The organism is Streptomyces rimosus (genome assembly GCF_008704655.1).
In the GTDB taxonomy this organism is placed as follows: Bacteria; Actinomycetota; Actinomycetes; order Streptomycetales; family Streptomycetaceae; genus Streptomyces; species Streptomyces rimosus.
The window spans coordinates 8847327-8867018 of the sequence record NZ_CP023688.1 but is presented as its reverse complement, the minus strand read 5'-3'; the positions used below and the strand labels follow the sequence as shown (position 1 = coordinate 8867018).

Annotated in this window: 13 protein-coding genes and 1 pseudogene; 9 read left to right on the top strand and 5 right to left on the bottom strand. The window is 70.2% G+C overall.

Translation table 11 applies throughout. From position 1 onward, the window contains the following. Positions 1-137: 137 nt before the first annotated feature. Entirely contained in the window at positions 138-674 is a 537-nt protein-coding gene (locus tag CP984_RS38820) for an EF-hand domain-containing protein (RefSeq protein ID WP_003984529.1), read from the top strand. 182 nt (positions 675-856) lie between these two features. Here CP984_RS38820 and CP984_RS38815 read toward each other — a convergent pair whose 3' ends face one another. Beyond that, positions 857-1636, bottom strand: a complete 780-nt coding sequence (locus CP984_RS38815) for a hypothetical protein (protein WP_003984528.1) — start codon at positions 1634-1636, stop codon at positions 857-859. Positions 1637-1686: 50 nt separating this feature from the next. Between CP984_RS38815 and CP984_RS38810 the strand changes: the two genes are divergently transcribed. Further along, entirely contained in the window at positions 1687-2130 is a 444-nt protein-coding gene (locus CP984_RS38810) for an NUDIX domain-containing protein (RefSeq protein WP_003984527.1), read from the top strand. A 779-nt stretch (positions 2131-2909) separates the two neighbouring features. Here the strand turns inward: CP984_RS38810 and CP984_RS38805 are convergent. Next, the gene (locus CP984_RS38805; RefSeq protein WP_371281582.1) at positions 2910-4355 is read right to left on the bottom strand and encodes a pentapeptide repeat-containing protein; all 1446 of its coding nucleotides are present in this window, start codon (positions 4353-4355) and stop codon (positions 2910-2912) included. A 602-nt stretch (positions 4356-4957) separates the two neighbouring features. After that, entirely contained in the window at positions 4958-5749 is a 792-nt protein-coding gene (locus CP984_RS38800) for an AraC family transcriptional regulator (RefSeq protein WP_003979457.1), read from the bottom strand. 291 nt (positions 5750-6040) lie between these two features. On the opposite strand from CP984_RS38800, the gene CP984_RS38795 reads away from it, so the two are divergent. Further along, entirely contained in the window at positions 6041-7342 is a 1302-nt protein-coding gene (locus tag CP984_RS38795) for an MFS transporter (RefSeq protein ID WP_003979458.1), read from the top strand. A gap of 411 nt (positions 7343-7753) precedes the next feature. On the opposite strand, the pseudogene CP984_RS38785 reads toward CP984_RS38795, so the two are convergent. Further along, positions 7754-8200 (bottom strand): annotated as a pseudogene (locus tag CP984_RS38785) (VOC family protein); the annotation flags it as partial. Between the two features lie 109 nt (positions 8201-8309). On the opposite strand from CP984_RS38785, the gene CP984_RS38780 reads away from it, so the two are divergent. The 3 genes from CP984_RS38780 to car all read left to right on the top strand — a co-directional run bounded on the left by CP984_RS38780 (position 8310) and on the right by car (position 13971). Then, the gene (locus CP984_RS38780) at positions 8310-9020 is read left to right on the top strand and encodes a FadR/GntR family transcriptional regulator (RefSeq protein ID WP_003979460.1); all 711 of its coding nucleotides are present in this window, start codon (positions 8310-8312) and stop codon (positions 9018-9020) included. A gap of 1063 nt (positions 9021-10083) precedes the next feature. Further along, positions 10084-10263, top strand: coding sequence for a hypothetical protein (locus CP984_RS42410; protein WP_226048751.1), 180 nt, complete (start codon positions 10084-10086; stop codon positions 10261-10263). Positions 10264-10353: 90 nt separating this feature from the next. Continuing rightward, complete coding sequence (car, locus tag CP984_RS38770; protein WP_003979461.1) at positions 10354-13971, top strand: carboxylic acid reductase; 3618 nt, start codon at positions 10354-10356, stop codon at positions 13969-13971. Positions 13972-14888: 917 nt separating this feature from the next. Here the strand turns inward: car and CP984_RS38760 are convergent. Then, positions 14889-15356, bottom strand: coding sequence for a DUF2867 domain-containing protein (locus CP984_RS38760; protein WP_030178282.1), 468 nt, complete (start codon positions 15354-15356; stop codon positions 14889-14891). 808 nt (positions 15357-16164) lie between these two features. Here CP984_RS38760 and CP984_RS38755 point away from each other — a divergent pair. From CP984_RS38755 to CP984_RS38745, 3 genes are all read left to right on the top strand, one after another. Further along, on the top strand, positions 16165-16899 hold the full coding sequence (locus tag CP984_RS38755; protein ID WP_003979464.1) for an ANTAR domain-containing protein: 735 nt from the start codon (positions 16165-16167) through the stop codon (positions 16897-16899). A 72-nt stretch (positions 16900-16971) separates the two neighbouring features. Further along, positions 16972-17685, top strand: coding sequence for an ANTAR domain-containing protein (locus CP984_RS38750; protein WP_050504551.1), 714 nt, complete (start codon positions 16972-16974; stop codon positions 17683-17685). 963 nt (positions 17686-18648) lie between these two features. After that, entirely contained in the window at positions 18649-18981 is a 333-nt protein-coding gene (locus CP984_RS38745; RefSeq protein WP_106973233.1) for an STAS domain-containing protein, read from the top strand. Positions 18982-19692 lie beyond the last annotated feature (711 nt).

The following is a 19692-nucleotide window of genomic DNA, read 5'->3' as shown; positions in this document are numbered from 1 at the left end:
CCTGACTTCCCCACGAGTACGCCGTTCCGATCCCCGGCGAGCCTTCTTGCCCGACACTAGCGGAATGTGCGTTTTCTATGCTTTCGGTGGGTATCTTGACGGCTGAGCGCCCGTGGAATCAGCTGGGAGGAAGCACCGTGTCCCATCCCCTGTCCGACTCACCGCAGCACCGTATCTTCGCCATGTTGGACGTGGACGGTGACGGCGCCATTACCCACGCGGAATACCTCGCACGAGTCGACCGCGTGGCGTCGGCCCTGGAACGCGACGCCCATCATCCGGTCGTCACCGCCGCGCGGGCTGCCCATGAAGCGGTCTTCGCGGACATGGACGCCGACCAGGACGGCCGCGTGACCTTCGAGGAGTACCGCACCTGGGTGGGACATGAGGCGTTCGAGCGCTCCTGCCGGCCCGCGCTGGGGTCCCTGTTCGACATCGCCGACAGCGACGCCGACGGGCGTCTGGACCGCGGCGAGTTCATCCGCCTGCGTACCGCCGCGGGGAACGCTGGAACCGGCGTCGCCGCGGCCTTCGACGCCCTCGACAGTGACGGCGACGGGCTGATCGACCGTGACGCCTACCTGGCGGGCATCAAGACATTCGTCACCGACGGCAGCTCTCCCATGGCCGCGGCCTACGGCAGCGAGCGACCGGCACTCGGAACCCTGTCCTGACCCGCGGTCAAGGCGCCGACCTCAACATCGGTCTCGCTGACGACTCACCAGCAGCCCGTCCACCCGCGCGCACAACGTCTCCGTCACCGGCGAGGGCCCGGCCCCCGCCCCCGTAACCAGGGGCAGCGCGCAGGCGAGAACACCCCCTTCAGCGCCCGGTGGCGACCACGTCCTCCAGACGCTCACGCAGAGCGCTGATGTCGCTGCTGCCCGCATATGGCTCGGTCTCTTCGTGCAGTTCGCTGAGCCGGTCGGTGATGCGGGAACTGTGCAGGCCCTCGGCGATGGTGAGCGCGGTGGTCGTCTCCTGGCAGGCCCCGGCCAGTTCGCCGACGGCCCAGGTGTGTGCGGGCGAGGCCGATGTGATCGAACGCGCGAGACCGTACGCGGCCCTCGGGCCGTAGCCGCAGGGCGTTGGCCAGCAGGACGAGGGACTGCTCGGCCCGGTGGGTGCGACGGTGGCCGGAGGCGTGCTTGGCGGCGATCTGGTGGGCGACGCCGAGGGTGGCCGACAGTTCCGCCTCGTCGAAGAATGCGGTGTGCGGCGGCTCGTCGTCCGGGCGGATGCGGGTGAAGGCGTTCTCGGCCTCCCCGGCCGCCCGCCGGCTCTCTTCCAGGTCGCCGCACAGGGCGCTGAAGCGGGAGTGGAGCGCGGCGAGGATGGCGCGGGTGCCGGGGCCGGCGTGCCGGCGCGCCCCGTACTGGGCGAGGGCGACGAGTTCGAGGACGTCCTCGACGTGCCCCAGGTGGGACATCTGCCGGGCCATGCACTGGAGGATGTGCGCGCCCAACTGCCGGTCGCCGCCCTCGCTGGCGGCGTGCAGCGCGGCGATGAAGAGCCGTTGCGCGCTGACGTGCGCTCCGGCGTCGAAGGACATCCATCCGGCCACGCTGCCCAGGTCGGCGACGGCGCAGAAGAGGCGGCGCCCGGTGGCCTCGGTGTAGGAGGCGGTGGCAGCCACCCACGCCCCAGGCGCGTACGGTGGACACACCGGCGAGCCAAGGAGTGTCCATGGGTGTGGCGGCAGCGATCCGCAACAGCGACGGCGCCTACCTGCTGCACCTGCGTGACAACATCGACGGCATCTGCTGGCCCGGCCACTGGAGCTTCCTCGGCGGCCAACTGGAAGCTGGCGAGACCCCACACAAGGCCATTACCCGCGAACTCCACGAAGAAGCCGGCCTCGTCCTGCCCGACCTGCGCCCCCTGGCCACAGTGCAACAGGGCAACGGCCGGGCGGACATCGAAGTCTTCACCGCCTCCTGGAACGGAGACGCCGCCCGCATCCAGGTCACCGAAGGCATCATGCTCGCCTGGTTCCACCCCCGGATACTGCCGCGCCTCCGCGTCCCACCGTGGTGCGTCGAAGCGATCCACCTCCACCAGGCCGCCGCCCAGCAGGCCGGCGTCGAGGACGCCGGGGCCCGCCACCGTAGGTCACCACCCCCAGGATGAAGCCGACGAGCAGCGGCCCCATCAGGGGAGAGCGAGCCTGCGCGGCGGGCTTTCGCGCTGATGCTGTTCTGGGCAGCAGGACCAGCCCAAGCACGTTGACCGCCGCAAGGGAACTGGCATCTGAACAGTCAAGCCCGCCGTCCCCGGCGTCAGCGGGCGCCTCAAGCGCGACGCGCACCACCCGACCTGCCACTCGCCGGGGACGCCCTGGTCTGCCTCATCGCTCCGGAGACCACCGTCCAGCTCGTGGCGCCCAGAGTGGAACCGCGTCGACCTCCTGATTCGCGGCCGAACTCACCGACGCTGTTCCGGCACTGCTGGAGACGGAACGCATTCCCGGCGGCTGCCGCGCGTACTCGGGAATCTGCACCATGCCGGTGATCAGACAGTTCTCCCAGGTGGTCAGAAACCGTGTCCGTTCGTGCTCGACGGTGACGGCGTTCTGGACGGGCTCGTGTCCTGCGGACAGCTGGCGGCGCCATAAGCGGATGTGCGACTCGAATCCCCGCAGGCGGGTGAGCAGTTCCTCGTACGCCTCGGGTTGGCCGGTCCCCTGCGCCCCATGCGCCCAGGCCGTCGGCCGTAGCCGTCTGCTTACTGTTCTCCAGCTTGCTGGCCTTGGCCTTTGGGATCCGCGAGAACATTTTTTGCGGTGGAGCCCGTGGTCTTCCTGGCGGGCGCCGTCTCCTCCGGAGCGACGGCCTTCTGGATGACCCGACGCTGAGGAGACGTTCCGGCACGAGGCGGGCGAGGCGTAGACGACCGATCAGTCCTCAGCGTTATGGACTTGGGGGTAGCCAGGCGGAGGCAAGGGCGACTGTCGCAGGAACAGGAGAGCCGACGGCAGCGAGGAGCCCCCGGGGAACCGAACCCCACGCTTCCCTGAAGACGACCGTCCCGCCGGAGAACGCCGAGCTGCCGAAGGCCACCGTGCCCCCGGAGAACAGCGCTGCCGTGAAACACACCTCGCCATCGGAGAACGTCGCACCGCCGAAGTCCACCGCACCACCGGAGAACACCGCACGCCTGAAGGTCAGCGCGCCGCCGGAGAACGCCGCACCGCTGAAGTCCACCGCGCCACCGGAGAACTGTGCACGCCCGAAGGTCACCGTGCCGCCGGAGAACGTCGCAACGTGGAAGTACACCGTGCCACCAGCGAACGTCGCACCGCTGAAGTCCACCGTGCCATCGGAGAACACCGAGCTGCCGAAGTCCACCGCACCACCGGAGAACACCGCGCGCTCGAAGGACACCGTGCCACCGGAGAACGACGCGACGCCGAAGCGCACCGTGCCACCGGAGAACAGCGCTCCCGTGAAGCACACCTCGCCATTGGAGAACATCGCACCGCCGAAGCGCACCGTGCTACCGCAGAACTTCGCATCGTGGAAGTTCACCGTGCTGCCGGTGAACGTCGCGCCGCTGAAGTTCACCGCGCCATCGGAGAACATCGCACCGCTGAAGTTCACCGTGCCACCTGAGAACACCGCGCCGCTGAAGTTCATGCCGCCGTCGATGGTGACGCCGGTGAGGTCGAGGTCATAGCCCTGCCAGGAGCGGCGGGCGGCCTGCGGGCGCCGGTAGTGGTCGCCGATAATACGCAGGATCGTGTGCCGGACCTTGCGAAAGGCCAGGTAGCGGTGGCGCTCCTCCTGATGGGCCGGGTCGTCACCGGGGTCGGGGGTGAAGGGGAGCTGGAGGTAGGCGCACAGCACATCGATGCAGGTCTGGCGCAGGCTGTCGTCAGGGGCGTCATCGGCAAGGCCGGCCAGTGCATGGACCCCGCCCAGCCGGACGGCCGGGGAATCCGAGCCGAGCTTGTCGACCGCCTGAGAGAAGCGCTCGGTGTGGAGCCGGGTCGCTTCGCGGTGGGCGCCGGCCTCGTCGACGCGCTGGCGACGGTAGGCGACCACCAGAGCGACGAGCGCACCGGCCCCGGCGACCACCCCGAAGGAGAGCTTCACCAGGTCGAAAAGCGTCTTGGCGTCGAGCTTGGCGGTGTCGTCGATACCTCTGAAGCCCAGCAGCACCACCAGCCCGTAGAAGATGCCGCCCGCGACAAGGACCGCGGCGACGAAGGCGGAGGTCAGTGCCCGGCCGACCTTCCACATCCGCAATTCCCGGTCATCCGCGGCGGGACGTAACCTCCGGTTGGCTGTCATGACGGTGAAGATACGGCCCGGAAGCCAGCGGTTGCGGCCGGCCTGTCGAGTGGTTCGGATCATCTGCCCATGCTGCAGCCGGGGTTGCGGGTACGCAGGCGGTCGGCGAAGCCCGGGCTCGGCATCGAGGAGGTATACCGGCCGGTGCCGGGGCCTGTGCAACCAGCGGGAACGTCAGTGGCCCGCCGTCGCGGCCGTACGCGTCGGGCGAGGTTTCGCCCACGTCGGCGCACTCGACTATGGCCCGGCCGATCTGCCCGTCCAGCGCCAGGGTACCGCCCGCGGGCACGTAGGCGACGTGGTACACGCTGTGCGGGCTGCACCGCGCCTCCTGGGCAACCTTCGTGCACGTCATGCCCTGGTGATTGTGACGGCGCTCAAAGATGTCCACCTTCGCTGCAGAGAGCATCGGTCGCGCCTTCCTGCGGGAGTACGAGCCCACGGCGCGGGCTGCTGACCGGCATCTCAACCGAGGACCCCAGCCCCGTGTCCGGCCGACAGTAGGGACACGGCTCCGCACCCTGGCCGAGCGCCTCAGCCGTACAGTAGCCAGTAGCCAGTCAGGCTGCGGCGGCAGGACCAGCTCGGGGCGGTTGCGCTTCTGCTGCCCGACTTGCTGGATACGGCCTGTACGCACGGCTCAAGATCCCCGTCCGAAACATGCCCTAGCGCGATGGAAACTCCGGGGCACGCTGCCAGTCGGCGGTCCCGCGAGCTGTTGCCCGGTAGCCCCCGGGTGTCTGGCCGACCGTGCGGGTGAATGTGTCGATGAATGCGCTGGTGGTCGCCCACCCGCAGCTTCGGCCGGACTCGGTGACCGAGCGTCCTTCGGCGAGCAGGATCATGGCGTGGAAGACGCGGGTGATGGTCCTCCACTGCGGGTACGTCATGCCGAATTCGTTGCGGAACAAGCGCGACAAGGTGCGTTCACTCACGCCGGAACGCCGGGCCAGCCACTTCGCGGTGCGCGGCCGCGCCAGGTCCTTCGCGACCAGCGAGCACGCGCGGACCAGTCTGGGGTCCTGCGGAGTGGGCAGGGTGAGCGGCTGTACGTGCGAGCGTTTGAGCCTGTCGTGCACGACGGCCAGCAGTCGTCGGGCCTCGGGCGGGGCCAGGCCGGGTTCGCTGCCCGCGATGAGGAGTTCGCGCAGCAGCGGGTCGACGGAGACGACCATGGGCGTCGAGGTGGGGAGCGGTGCGTCGTCCGGAGAAAAGCCGTAGGTGTGCACCCGGCTGATGCCGTACACCCGGTGTTCGTGCCAGGTGTCTGCCGGGGTCCACATCGCCCGGGCACTGGAGGCGACCCAGGACGCCGCCTCGGTCCGCACGGCCAGGACGCCGGTGCTGACGTAAATCAACTGGTGGAACGGGTGGCGGTGGCGGCCGATCGTCTCCCCGGCGAGGTGGTCGTGCCGTGTGATGGCCTGCCGCGTTCCCGATGAGGTGTTCTCCGACATCTTTCGAGAGCGTACCGGGAGGAAATCGGTTCGCCGTTTCCGGTCAGCAGTGCAGCGCTGCGCTGCCGCTCCTACGGGAGGCTGGGGCGGTCACCGGTGTGGCCGTTCTACGAAAGTCAACGGCGGAATTACGGAAGCCCGCCAATGCCCGGACGCGTCAGGCTGTGGGGCATGCCCACGGAGACACCCAGCCCGGCACCTTCGCCCAGCACCGCAAAAACGCCCGGTCCTGCAGAAACGCCCGGTCCTGCAAGGACGCAGCGCGGTAAGCCCTCCACGAAGAGGAAGAGGTTGTCCGCACGGCTGCGTGGTGCCGCTCTCGACACCCGCCCCCTGCGCGTCCCCGCCTTCCGGCGCTTGCTCGCGGGGCAGGGGCTCTCGTACATCGGCACCATGATCACCGAGGTGGCGGTCCCGCTTCAGGTGTACGGCCTGACCCACTCGTCGCTGTACGTCGGCCTGACCGGTCTCGTCGGTCTCGCTCCGCTCGTCGTCTTCGGGCTGTACGGCGGTGCCATCGCCGACCGGGTCGACCGTCGCCGGCTGTATCTGGTCTCCGCGACCGTGACCTGGGCCGTCACCCTGGCCCTGTTCGTACAGGCACTGGTGGGCGCCGGGTCGGTGGGGCTGCTGCTCGGGCTGGTGGCGCTGCAGGCCGCCGCCTTCGCCGTGTCCTCCGCCGCGCGCGGAGCGATCATCCCCCGTGTCGTACCCGCCGCGCTGGTGCCCGCCGCGAACACCCTGAATTACACCGCCGGGAATCTGGGGCAGGTCGCCGGTCCGCTGGTGGCCGGGGTGCTCGTCGGTCTGCCGCACGGATTCGCGTGGGCCTATGGAGTCGACGCCGTCCTGTTCACGGCACTGTTGTATTCCACCGTGCGCCTGCCTCCCCTGCGCATGGAAAGGGGCCTCCCGCAGCGAGGGGGCGTGCGGATGGTGTGGGACGGCTTGCGCTTCATCGGCTCGCACCCGGTTCTGTGGATGTCCTTCGCGATCGATATCGCCGCCATGGTGCTGGCCATGCCCACGGCTTTGTACCCGGAGGCCGCCTCGACGCGGTTCCACGGAGGTGCGGGACTGCTCTACTCGGCCGTCGCCGTGGGCTCACTGGTGGCCGCCGCCTTCAGCGGCTGGATCGGCAAGGTGAGCCGCCAGGGGCGTGCCCTGACCGTTGCCGTGGCTGCCTGGGCGGTGGCCATCGCGGCGGCCGGGGCGACGGACAGCCTGACGCTCACGGTGGGGCTGCTGATCTGCGCGGGCGCCGCCGACCTGGTCAGCGCCGTCTACCGGCAGACCATCATGCAGACCTACGCGCCGGACGAGATGCGGGGCCGCCTCCAGGGAGTCTTCACGGTCGTCGTCGCCGGCGGACCGCGCCTGGGCGATCTGCGAGCCGGGGCCATGGCTTCCGCCACCGGCATCACGCTCGCCTGGTCGGGCGCGGCCCTCGCCTGCCTGGTCCTGGTCGTGGGAGCGGCGCTGACCGTACGGCCGTTCTGGCGCTACGCGGCTTCGTCGGCCTCGCCGGGCTCTCCGGCCTCGTCGGACGGTGTGCTCCCCCAGCCACAGGCCGTGCACGAGGCCGGCCGATGAGACGCAGGCGGCCGGGCCTCAGAGGCCCGGAATCAGACCGGGCCTGACACCGATCTCCGCCATATCCTCGCGGACGGCAGCCACAAAGCGTCCGGCCTCCGCTGCCAGGGCGTCCCAAGTGACCGGCGAGGTCCAGGCATCCGGCGCGAAGACGGAACCGACCCGCCACCCCGGGTTCCGCGCAGGACATCGAGTCGAACACGAAGTCACCGCGCTCGCCGTCCGGCCGCTGAAGCCAGCCCGCCAGAGCATGCGCCAACTCAGCCACGGGGAACAGCTTCTCCGCGAGCACCACCCGGTCGCCGTCCCGGATGACCAGGTTCAACCTCGTCCCAGGGGTGCAGCGCGCGGACCGTCACACCCTGTCGCGCCGAGACCCGACCGACGGTCAGGCCCTCGACGTCACTGGCATCAGGCACGCTCCTCACCGTCGCCGCGGCCGGCGTCCGGTGGGGTGATTCCGATGGCTGCGAGGTTCCGTGCCTCCCGACTGACCGGATCGAAGGGCTTCGCCGCAGTAAAGACGATGCATGTGTTTTCGGGCGTGGTCACCGTCACGTCGCGGGTGTTCCAGGGAGTGTCCCGCGGCTCTTCGACCGAGTCAGGGCGCACCGCGCGACAGGCTTCGACGAGGGAGTCGATCTGGCTGAGCACGCACGCGAAACTGCAGCTCATCGCCGGTGGCTGTGCCGGAACACCCTCCGCCTGGGCGAGGAGTACATCCTGGGACGCCCAGCGGCGCAGGTGCACCAGCCTGCCGGGAATGCCGGGCAGCTCGAAGAGCTCCAGCCCACGGGTCCAGAAGTCCACCGAAGCCGCCAAGTCGCTCGTGGGGATCGTCACGAACGCGGGCATCCCACACTCGGGCCTCACGCAACGCGAGGATCAAGCGCGATCGGGGCGCATAAAGACGCGTCATCAAAGATGCGATGTTCAAATGTCTGACGTTTGTCTGTATGCTGCCGCCATGAAACGCATCAGTACACCGCGGCGGACGGCCAGCCTCTCCGCGCAGCTCGTGGACAGTCTCCGCTCGCACATCGAGGCAGACGGATGGCCGGTGGGCACGCGCATCCCGTCGGAGCAGGCGCTCATTGAGGAGCTCGGGGTCGGGCGCAGCACGCTGCGGGAGGCGCTCGGTGCGCTTGTGCACCTGGGCCTGTTGGAAGCCCGGGTCGGGGACGGCACGTACGTCCGCGCGTCGAGTGAGCTCCAGTCGGTCATGGTGCGGCGAGCGAGTTCCGCCCAACGGAACAACGTGCTCGAACTGCGTACCGTCCTCGAAGAGTACGCCTCCGGAGCCGCCGCCCTGCGCCGCAGCGAGGACCAACTGCGGCAGCTGAGAGAGCTGTTGGCCGACGCCGACGCGGCCTGTGCGGGAGCGGACAGGTCCGCGGCCGAGAGTGTCGACGCGCTGTTCCACCGGGCCGTCGTCCGGGCGAGCGGCAACGACCTCCTGATCGAGATGTACGACCACCTCGGTACGGCTCTCACCTCCTCCCTGGGCGGTCTGCCCTGGGACACCGCCGGTGCCGAGGAGCACGCCGCCCTGCACCGGCGTCTCGTCGACGCGATCGAGGAGCGGGACGAGAGCGGCGCCCGCGCCGCGGCGGCCGCGATCGTCCAGCTCACCCGCGACCACGAGGCCGGTGCAGCACACGTAGCGGAGGGCGAGTGAGTCCGCGGTTAGCGTCGCTGTCCCACCGGCGCTCCCCCTCTGAGTCGTCGACCGCCGACCCCATCCGGCCTGCCGTGTCCGTCGGGCTGGTCTTCGCGATCTGCCTCGTCGCGGCGAAACTGCGTACCAGCCTCACCGGTGTCGGCACGCTACTGCCGGCGATCGAGCGCGGCAGCGACCTGACATCGAGCTGGGGCGGGCTGCTGAATACGCTCCCTCTGCTGACATTCGCCGCGACATCACTCCTGGTAGGCCCGGGCCTACCAGGGATTCGGCACCGCACGTCTGCTGGTGGCCGCCCTCGGCGCACTGACGGTCGGCACCGTGGTCCGGTCACTTCCCTCGGTGGTCTGCCTGTTCACCGGAACCGTGATCCTTTCCGCTGCCGTCGCGTTCGGCAAGGTGCTGCTGCCCGCGCTGGTCCGGCGGAGTATGCTCGCACACCGCATCCAGGGCATCAGCGCTCTCTGCGTCACAGTCATGGGCGTCACCGCCGCGGTCTCCTCCGGGATCTCCGCGCCGCGCTCCCCCAGCTTGCCGGGTTCCTGGCACCCCGCTCTCGCCTGGGGTGTCGCCTTCACCGTCGCGGCATTCCTCGCCTGGCTGCCCCGGACGCGGGGCGACCGGCCCCAATCCGACAAGCCCCACTCTGGCGGCCCCGACTGTCCCGGCAGCTCAGCATGTTCGTGGGCCTGCCGCCCCTGGCCTTCTGCACCGCCGTCGCATGGCTGCCCAGCATTCTGATCCACCGCGGCTCGACCAGCACCACGGCCGGATGGATGCTGTTCTCCTACCAGCTGGTCTCCCTGACAGCCAGCAGTCTCCCGCCCCTGCTCACCCGGGGGCTGTCACGACCAACGATGGACTGCGGCCGGGGCCTCGGTCGCCGTGGCCGGCGGCATCACCGTACTGGTCTCGGCCCCCGCGCTGTCCGTTCTGACGTGCACCCTGCTCGCTGGCGTGCACCCTGCTCGGTCTCGGCGGCGGCGCGTGCCTCGTCCCCGCGCTGACCGTCCAAAGCGAACGCGCCGATAGCTCCGGCGAGACTGCCGCGCCGGCAGGCATGGCGCAGCCCGTCGGCTACCTCATGGCGGCGGCCGGCCCCCTCCTCCTCGGCATCCTGCACGACAGCACGGGCAGCTGGACGCTTCCGCTCGTGGTGCTGGTCGCCCTCGGCGCGGCCATGGCAGCTGCCGGGTATGGCGCAGGGCGCAACCGCCTGGTGCGCTGTTCGGCACGCTGACGAGGCGGTCCGCTCCGCTCTTCCCCCGCAACATGACGATTCCCCCACCTGAACGGGCCTGCCAGGCACAGGCCGAAGAGGAGAGCACTCATGTCCGACTCGCAAACCCCGACCGACGACTTCACCGCACCTACCGCCCATCCCCCGACTGACGAGTTCACCGCACGTACCGCGCGGCGCGCCGCTCACCTGTACGCGACAGATCCGCAGTTCCGCGACGCCGCGCCGCTGGACTCCGTCACCGAGGCGATCCGGCGGCCGGGCCTCCCGCTCGCCGACCTCGTGGCCACGGTGATGGAGGGTTACGCGGATCGTCCCGCCCTGGGCGAGCGTGCCACGGAGCCGGTCACCGACCCGGATACGGGCCGCACCACGCTGCGCCTCCTGGAGCGCTTCGACACGATCACCTACGGCGAACTGTGGGAACGTGTCGGCGCGGTGGCCTCCGAGTGGCGGCACCACCCCGGCCACGCCGTGGACCGCGGCGATTTCGTCGCGCTGCTCGGTCCCACGAGCGCCGAGTACGCCATGGTGGACCTGGCATGCCTCCGCTGCGGTGCGGTGAGCGTTCCTCTCCAGGCCGGTGCCTCGGCGGAGCATCTGGCCCCCATCATCGCGCAGACCGGGCCGCGCCTGCTCGCGGTGGACATGGCCCACCTCGACGTCGCGCTCCAGCTCGCGGCGGACGCCCCCTCCCTGGACAGGATCGTCGTTCTCGGCCACCGTTCCGAGATCACCGCTCACCAGGAAGGGCTGGACTCCGCGCGCGACCGGCTCGCCGCGCAGGGCCGAGGCGTCACCGTGGACACGCTGGCGTCAGTCATCGAGCGGGGGCGGGCCCTGCCGCCCCTCCCCCGGTGCCCCGAGGGAGCGACGCCCGATGCGCTCAGCTCGCTGATCTACACCTCGGGGAGCACCGGCACTCCCAAGGGCGCCATGTACACCGAGCGCCTGGTCCGGCAGTTCTGGGTCGACTTCGTGCCGGGCCAGGGGGTACGGCCGTCCATCGTGCTCAACTACATGCCGCTGAGCCACATGATGGGACGGGGCGTGCTGTTCGGCACGCTCGCCAAGGGGGGCATCGCCTACTTCGTGGCGTCGAGCGACCTGTCGACGCTCTTCGAAGACCTCTCCCTGACCCGCCCCACCGAGTTCATCATGGTGCCCCGCATCAGCGACATGCTCTTCCAGCGCTACCAGGCCGAGTTGGCCCGCCGTAGCGATACGGGCGCGGAGGCGCCAGGAACCACGGCCGATCGGGCGGAGCACGTACAGGAGGACGTGCAAGCGGAACTGCAGGCCGAACTGCGCGAAGAGTTGCGGGAGAAGACCCTGGGCGGCCGCCTCCTGTGGGCCCTCAGCGCCTCGGCCCCGTTGAGCGCCGAGATGACGGCGTTCGTCGAGAAGTGCTTGCACGTCAGGCTGCTCAACGGTTACGGGTCGACGGAAGCCGGAATCGTCTCGCTCGACGGCCGGGTGGTGCGCCCGCCGGTGACCGACCACAAACTGGCGGACGTGCCCGAGCTGGGATACTTCCGGACCGACTCGCCGCACCCCAGGGGCGAACTCCTGATCAAGTCCGACCGGCTCTTTTCCGGTTACTTCCAGCGGCCGGACGCCACCGCCCAGGTCTTCGACGAGGACGGCTTCTACCGCACGGGCGACATCATGGCCCGCACCGGTCCCGACACGCTGGTGTACGTCGACCGCCGTTCCAACGTCCTCAAGCTGTCCCAGGGCGAGTTCGTGGCCACGTCGCGCCTGGAAGCCCTCTTCATCGGCAGTCCGTTCGTCCGGCAGGTCTTCGTGTACGGCAACAGCACCCGTGCCTACCTGCTCGCGGTCATCGTGCCCACCCAGGACGCGCTCGACCGCTCCGGAGAGGACACCCAGCGCCTCAGGTCGATCCTGCGCGAGTCCCTGCAACGCCTCGCCGCCGAGGCGGGACTCAACGCGTACGAGATTCCACGGGACTTCCTCATCGAGACCGAGCCGTTCAGTCAGCAGAACGGGTTGCTCTCCGGAGTGCGCAAGCTGCTGCGGCCCGCGTTGACGAAGCGCTACGGCGAACGCCTCGAAGCGCTGTACACCGAGCTGGCCGAGCGCGGGACCGACGAACTCCAGGCACTGCGCCAGGCCGGCCCGTCCCAGCCGGTACCGGAAACCGTGCTCCGGGCCGCCCGCGCACTCCTCGGACACCGACAAGGCGACGTCAAGCCCGACACGCACTTCCTGGAACTCGGTGGTGACAGCCTCTCCGCGCTGTCGTTCTCACAGCTGCTGAAGGAGATCTTCCACGTCGACGTGCCGGTCGACGTCCTCATCAACCCGGTCAACACCCTTCGGCAGGTGGCTGACCACATCGAGAATGCCCTTGCGGGGCACCAGCGTCCGACCGCCGACAGCGTCCACGGACCGGGCGCGAAGCGCCTCCTGGCGAGCGACCTGAAGCTGGGCGCATTTCTCGACACAGGCACCCTCACGAAGACGGGCAGGCCGGCCGGTCCGCTGCCCGAGGCACGGACCGTCCTGCTGACCGGCGCCAACGGATACCTGGGCCGCTTCCTGTGCCTCGAATGGCTGGAGCGGGTCGCCGAGCGCGGCGGCACCCTGGTGTGTGTGGTCCGTGGCAGCACCGACGAGGCGGCCAGGGCACGGCTCGATGCGGCCTTCGACAGTGGCGACGCGGAACTTCTCCGGCACTACCGTGAAGTGGCCGCCGAGCACCTGGAGGTGATTGCCGGCGACATCGGGGAGGCCGATCTCGGGCTCGACAAGGAGACCTGGCAGCGACTGGCCGACACCGTGGACCTGATCGTCCACCCGGCGGCACTCGTCAACCATGTCCTGCCGTACGACCAGCAGTTCGGCCCCAACGTCCTGGGGACGGCCGAGCTGATCAGGCTCGCGCTCACCTCCCGCGTCAAGCAGTTCACCTACCTGTCGACGGTCGCCGTCGTCTTCGGGGCCGAGGCCGCGGCCGACGAGACGGCGGACATCCGCACGGCCTGCGCAGTGCGCGATCTCGGCGGCGGTTACGCGGACGGTTACGCGGCCAGCAAATGGGCGGGCGAGGTACTGCTCCGCGAGGCGCACGAGACGTACGGTCTGCCGGTCGCCGTGTTCCGCTCGAACATGATCCTCGCGCACCGGCGTTACCGGGGCCAGCTGAACATCCCGGACGTGTTCACCCGCCTCCTGCTGAGCCTGCTGGCGACAGGCATCGCGCCAGGCAGCTTCTACGCCGGAGGCGCCGGCGCCCACACGGGCAGCGGGCACTACGACGGGCTCCCCGTGGACTTCACCGCGCGGGCCGTCGCCGCGCTGGGCGACGGCACACGGGAGGGTTACCGGACCTTCAACGTCGTGAACCCGCACGAGGACGGCATCTCACTCGACACGTTCGTCGACTGGCTGACGGCAGCCGGGCACCCCCTCACGCGCATCCACGACTACGACGCATGGCTCGACCGCTTCGAAACCGCCCTGCGCGGCCCGCCCGACCGCCAGAGGCAGCATTCGCTGCTCCCTCTGCTGCACGCCTTCACTAAGCCGGAGGAGCCCTTGCCCGGATCGGCGCTGCCTGCGCAACGATTCCGCGCGGCCGTGCGGGCCGCCGCCCTCGACGGGAAGGCGGACATCCCCCATCTGTCGCAGGACTTGATCACCAAGTATGTGGCGGACCTTCGGGCGCAACACCTGCTGTGACCAGCCGGGCCGGGTATCGCTGAATCCGGGGCTCGGACTGGGGCCAGGCCGTGTATCAAAAGTGGATCTTGGACTGTGCATGTTCGTGCTTCATGGGTCGGGGACTGTCCCGGACGAGCAGTGGGCGGTGCTGGAGCCGTTGTTGCCGAAGGGTGCCAGGAGGGGACCCCGTCTGTCCTCGGCGGCAGTTGATAGACGGCATACGGTTCCGGATCCGCACCGGTGGTCCATGGCGGGGATGGCCCCGTCGAGTACGGGCCGTGGAGCCGGGTCTGCGACCTGTTCCGCCGATGGCAGCGCAACGGCACCTGGCACCGCATCCTCACCCGTCTCCAGTCCGCGGCCGAGGTGAAGGGCGCGATCACGTGGGACCTGAGTGTCGACTCCACGGTGTGCCGCGCGCATCAGCATGCGGCCGGGGTCCGCAAGCAGGGAAATCCGCAGAAGGAGCCACCTGGCGGCACCTCCACCGAGCCCCGTGATCACGGACTGGGGAGGTCGCGCGGTGGGTTCACCACTGGTCTCCGCCCGGGTTGGCCCCCGTCGGCGGTCGTTGTCCGGGTCTCCGTTCGACGCGTACGACGGGGCCACCGGCGTCCAGGCGGGGCTGTATCTCGGTGCGCAGGTAGTGGTAGCGGTCGGCGGCAACGAGGCCGGCCAGAGCACGGCCGCGAAGGCGTTCGGCGAGGACGGCCACGGTGCCCCGCCTGAGACACAGACGGGGCCGGGTCCGAGAGCAGCCGGCGCCTCGGATGGAGGGAGATTCCGCACGTAACGTCAGCGTAGAAGGCGCGCCTGATGAACTTCAGGTGGGCCGGCCGTTGTCGTCTCCCGCCTTCGTGCGCCGGTGGTGGAGGGTGCCTTGCGCCAGCTCGGGCGGCAAGGAGTGCCAGGACCGAGGCTTCACGGTGAACGTGTCAGGGCCGCGCGGCAACCTCGCGGGTCGCACGCTTCAGGAGAAGGGGAACGGTCTGGTGGTGCAGGGGTGCGGCCGAGGCCCACACGGCTCGGCCGGTGCGGCCGGTGACATGCACGAAGGTCGACCAGGTCACAAGCGAGCCACCGGTGCGGATGACATTGCGGGCGGTGAGCAGCGGCGAACGCGCCTCCAATGTGATCGAGCCGGGCCCGGTGGCCGTGATGGGCCAGCCCAGCACGTGCCGGTGTGCGCCGCGTGGGCCCAACCGCAGGCCGAGCCCGCCACGCCACGCGGCATACAGGCATCGCTGCAAGGCGACGGGTGCCCCTTCGAAGACGATCCGGGCCCATGCTTCGGGCGACAACTGCGGCAGGCCCGCAACGGGTGCCGCGAACGCCGACGCATAGTGAGCACCAGCAGGGTCAACTGCGGTGCGGTGAACGGGCAACGCACGCGAAAGGGGCATGGGCGGATTGTAGAGAATCGTTGGGCCGCCCAGGGCTTGCTTGATCCCATCCGAGAGCAGGGGTGCATGCGTTGGCGGATAGTGACGGCCTCCGATGGCCAGCAACCGCGTTCGAGGCCGGACGTCCTGTTCCCGCGGCACCTTCGGCTCGGCCCGCTGATCTTGCCGTACGGGTTGGCTGTGTGGAGAGTGCGGACGGTTGCGTTCCTGTCGGTGCGACGGCCTGCCGCCGTCAGGGCGCGTAGGGCAACAAATGCGAAGGTTCGCCGGTACCAGCCGGAGCTTGGGCATGGGCCGGGGAAGGGCGCAGCAGAGGCCGCAGGCCAGCGAGCACCGGCAGGTGCAGAAGGTACGGGCGGCGGAAGACCGTCAACGGCAGCGGGCTCCCACCCCGCGGGTAACAGTCGACTCCGGCCCGGCGAACCACTACCGGGGCGCGGTCGTGGGCGATGCGGCCTGCGGCAGGGCGCCTTCGCCCAGACTTCCGAACCCGTCTACGGCGGCGTACGCCGCCTCGCCCCGGTCATCAGTGGCCCGGCAAAGCCACCCTCCACAACCGCGACACCCCCTGTGAGGGCCGGACCGGCGGCGCTAGGCTTGACAGTGCACCGTGAGGTCGCCCGGGCCGGGTGGAGCCGGCCCAAGCGGCGGTCGGGGCGGGTCAGGCGGAGAGCAGGTGAAGTGCGGCGGTCCCCGTCCGCGGGCATCAGCGGTCCCCTGTGGCCGGACTTCCGCTCCCACCGCTAGGCGCGCGCCCTGTCCCCGCGTCCACGCCGTGGAGGCGGGAGCCTGCCGATCGGCGGCTTTCATGCCTGCGACCCTGCGGGAAGTGCGCATCGCCGAAGCGGTGCGCGATCTGGTTCACCGCACAGCGGACTTCGATCCGCTGGAGTTGCTGCACGACCTGACCGAACACACCACAGCCCTGCTGCCGGTGGCCGGAGCCGGCGTCACCGTCCTCGACGACCTGGGGCAGGTGGAGTACGCCACCGCCTCGGACGAACGCTGCCGCCAGCTGGAGGACGACCAGATCGAACTGGGCGAGGGCCCCTGCCTGGACGCCACCCGCGACGGCACCGCCGTGCCCACCGCCGTCCTGACCGGCCCGGCGGCGCTGCGCTGGCCGCGCTTCGCCCGCCGCGCCCAGCGGGCCGGCATCACCGTCGTGGCCGCACTGCCGCTGCGTACCCCCGCGCTGACGGCCGGGGCCCTGAACCTGATGAGCGATCAGGACGCCGAGACCCTGCCCGACGGATTCGACCTGCGCATCGCCCAGGCCCTGGCCGATGCCGCCGCGTCCTGTTTCGGCCACCGGCACGACCTGCACGACCAGGCCGTCCTGATCGAGCAACTGACCACCGCGCTGGACAGCCGCCTGGTGATCGAACAGGCCAAGGGTGTGCTGTCCGAACGCTTGCGCATCAGCCTGGACGACGCGTTCCACCGGCTGCGCGCACACGCCCGCGCCCGCCGGCGCAAACTCACCGACCTGGCCACCGACGTCGCCCACGGCACGGTCCCCGACGAACTGTCCCACTCGTGACAGCCCGGCCGCACCCGGCACCCAGCGGCGCCCCGGCCGCCGCCCCGCCGTGCCCGCGACAGAAGGTGGACCATGCCCCGTGCCGAGATCGACACCCTCTTCGACCGGCTGCGCCACGCCGTGCGCACCGGCCGGGGCCTTGACGTCCTGTCCCCCGGGGCCATCGCGCGCCTGCTCGGCCACGACGCACTGACCTTGTGCCTGGCCACCCCCCGCGGCCATCTGGAGCTCGTCTGGAGCGACGACGCAGCCGACCAACTCGGCCCGAAACTGGACGACCTGCAATACACCCTCGGCGAAGGTCCCACCCTGGACGCGGCCCGCACCGGCCGCACCATCACCGAGCCCGACCTGACCCGGACCCCGGCCGACCGCTGGCCGCAGTTTCTGCCCGCCGCCGCCACCACTCCCGCCCGCGCCGTCGTGGCCATCCCGCTGCGCCTGGGCGTCGTCCCCGCCGGTGCCCTGACCGTCTACCGCATACGCCCCGGGCCGCCGACCGCCCGGCAGCAACAAGCCACCGAACGCTTCGCCCGCGCCGCCCTGACGCTGATCCTGCGCACCTCCCCCGCCCGTCTGCTCACCGGTGAACACGGCACCGGACTCGCCCTGCACCGCGCCGAGGTCCACCAGGCCGCCGGCGTCCTCGCCGTCCAGCTCCGCCTCCCCCTCGACCAGGCCCTTCTACGGCTGCGCGCCCACGCCTACACCCACGACCGGGCCCTGCTCGACGTCGCCCGCGACATCCTCACCCACCGGCTCCACCTCAACAACGGCACGGCATGACATACCGCCGGGCGCCCCAGTTCCGTCACACCGGTGCTGCACCACCTCGTACACGCGATGCATACTGCCGAGTGGGCAGTGATCGACCGGTCGAACCGCCAGGTGCCGGCGCGGGCCCGTGCGGCGAGTGGGAGCGGCTGCTCGACGAGCGGGAGGCGGCCGCCGAGCTGCGCGAGCGCCGCGCCGACGAGCGGGAGCGGGCCGCTGACCGGCGCCAAACCGCTCTCGATACGCAACAGGGGCGGGCAGACCGGCGCTCTCGCGCCGCGGGGCAGGCGGTGACCGGTTGCTGGAAGTCGTCCTCCGCATCCCTGCGTCGGACGCACGAGGCTGTCGCGGAAAGTCAGGACCGGCTGGACCGTCATGCAGCGAGGCTCAAGCGCGCACAGGCGCGCGAGACGCGCGAGCAGCGGGCCGTCGATCGAAGTGGCCACCTCGGCCCGTCAGCGCGACGATGACGATACGCCCGCCCGCCAACGGCACGAGGACGCCCCGGATACGCACTAACACCACCGCAGGCGGGCGGTTCCCTTCAACAGGTGTGCTCATCCAGGTGTGTTCGTACATGGCCGAGAAGAGACCGGGCATGGCCGGCCCTGCCCTGGCAGGCTGCCTCCACCGCTTACTGGAGTCGGGCATGTCACTGCCGATGGGAGGCGGTGACCGGGCGCGAGGGCGGCACCCGCGCCCGCCCTCGCGCCCCGCACCCGGACTGGCGAGCGGTGCCCCAGCAACCGCTGCACTGCCTACCACCACACCGGACGTAGGGGATGTCATACCGCTGCGGCCGGGTGATGCTGACGCGGACGGGTATGCCGATGGCATGCTCAGCGCGTCGAGCCGCCAAGGGTGTGGACTCCTCGGGCCGAGGCGTCCAGCGCCGTATAGGGGAAGGCCCTGATCTCGTTGCTCCGACCCGCCCAGTACCACCTGCTGTATCTGCCCGACGGGTCGTGGGAAACCGTGAGCTGCCTCGCCTCCGTTATCCGGTGCCGTGCCACCGCACCCACCGTGCTCCTCGATGTGTCGCCAGTAGAGCGGCTGACCTTCAACTCCCTGACCGTGCTGGTCCGCAAGGCGATGCATCTGCGCTCGGTGGGCGGCGAACTCCTGCTAACCGGCCCGGGCCCGACCCTTCGCAAAATGGTCGACCGCACGGGAACCGGCTCGCTGCTGCCCCTCTTCACCGACAACACCGCCGCTCTCCGCGCACTGGCCGAGGACGGGCGCACCTGGTGCCGGGTGGACCTGTCCGCTGTGCCAGACACGTTCTTCACCGCACCGCCGCTGCAGTAGCGTTTACCCACCAACCGTGATTATCGGGTGAACATCGTGCGACGGCACGTGCCCGAAGGTTCCGATTTTCGTTGCTCCCACCACATAGGCGCCCTGAAGAAGGCGAGGATCTGATGGAACATCGCGCGGCGCCGGCAACCTACGGCCCCTGGGCTATGACTTCCTGGCGTGCTGTCCGTTCCGTGCGGGCCCGACGCCAAGGTACCGGTGGTGCGCCATCGCCCCGTCGGCGGTACCGACCTCTGGAACTGCGCCGCGAAGCATCACTCGGCACTGTCGCCCAGCGGGCCTCGGTCATCCAGGGTGCCGCGCCCACGGCCGGCGGCGGTGCCCCCTCTGCTGTGGAGAGCCGTATGAACGCACACGTCGGCACGCCTTCGCGCCTTGGCCTCCTCGGCCGGCAGCAACACCATGCCCCAGCCACCCGGCCTGAGGAGGAACCGGCCGCAGGGCGGCCGAAGAAACAGGTCACGCTCCCGACCATGGCCCTGCACGGCTGCGCACCGGATCACCACCGCACCCGCCTTCAGGACGGCGTGGTGGTCCGCGAGGAGTGCGTGCAGTGCGGCTACCGGATCTCCTACGAGCCCGTCGACCGTAACCGCTCTCCTCGCCCCGGCTGGCCCCCCGATCGCGAACCGTCAGGACCGGGCCGAGGCCGCCAAGCGCGCTGACGGCGACCCGTACGCCGAAAATGCCTGCTCGGTGATG

Coding starts and splice junctions, on each gene's coding strand:
- CP984_RS38750 (WP_050504551.1), top strand. CDS start 16,972: ATGCCCCGTGCCGAGATCGACACCCTCTTCGACCGGCTGCGCCACGCC.
- car (WP_003979461.1), top strand. CDS start 10,354: ATGTCCGACTCGCAAACCCCGACCGACGACTTCACCGCACCTACCGCC.
- CP984_RS38810 (WP_003984527.1), top strand. CDS start 1,687: ATGGGTGTGGCGGCAGCGATCCGCAACAGCGACGGCGCCTACCTGCTG.
- CP984_RS38805 (WP_371281582.1), bottom strand. CDS start 4,355: ATGATCCGAACCACTCGACAGGCCGGCCGCAACCGCTGGCTTCCGGGC.
- CP984_RS38760 (WP_030178282.1), bottom strand. CDS start 15,356: ATGCCCCTTTCGCGTGCGTTGCCCGTTCACCGCACCGCAGTTGACCCT.
- CP984_RS38800 (WP_003979457.1), bottom strand. CDS start 5,749: ATGTCGGAGAACACCTCATCGGGAACGCGGCAGGCCATCACACGGCAC.
- CP984_RS38780 (WP_003979460.1), top strand. CDS start 8,310: ATGAAACGCATCAGTACACCGCGGCGGACGGCCAGCCTCTCCGCGCAG.
- CP984_RS38755 (WP_003979464.1), top strand. CDS start 16,165: ATGCCTGCGACCCTGCGGGAAGTGCGCATCGCCGAAGCGGTGCGCGAT.
- CP984_RS42410 (WP_226048751.1), top strand. CDS start 10,084: ATGGCGCAGCCCGTCGGCTACCTCATGGCGGCGGCCGGCCCCCTCCTC.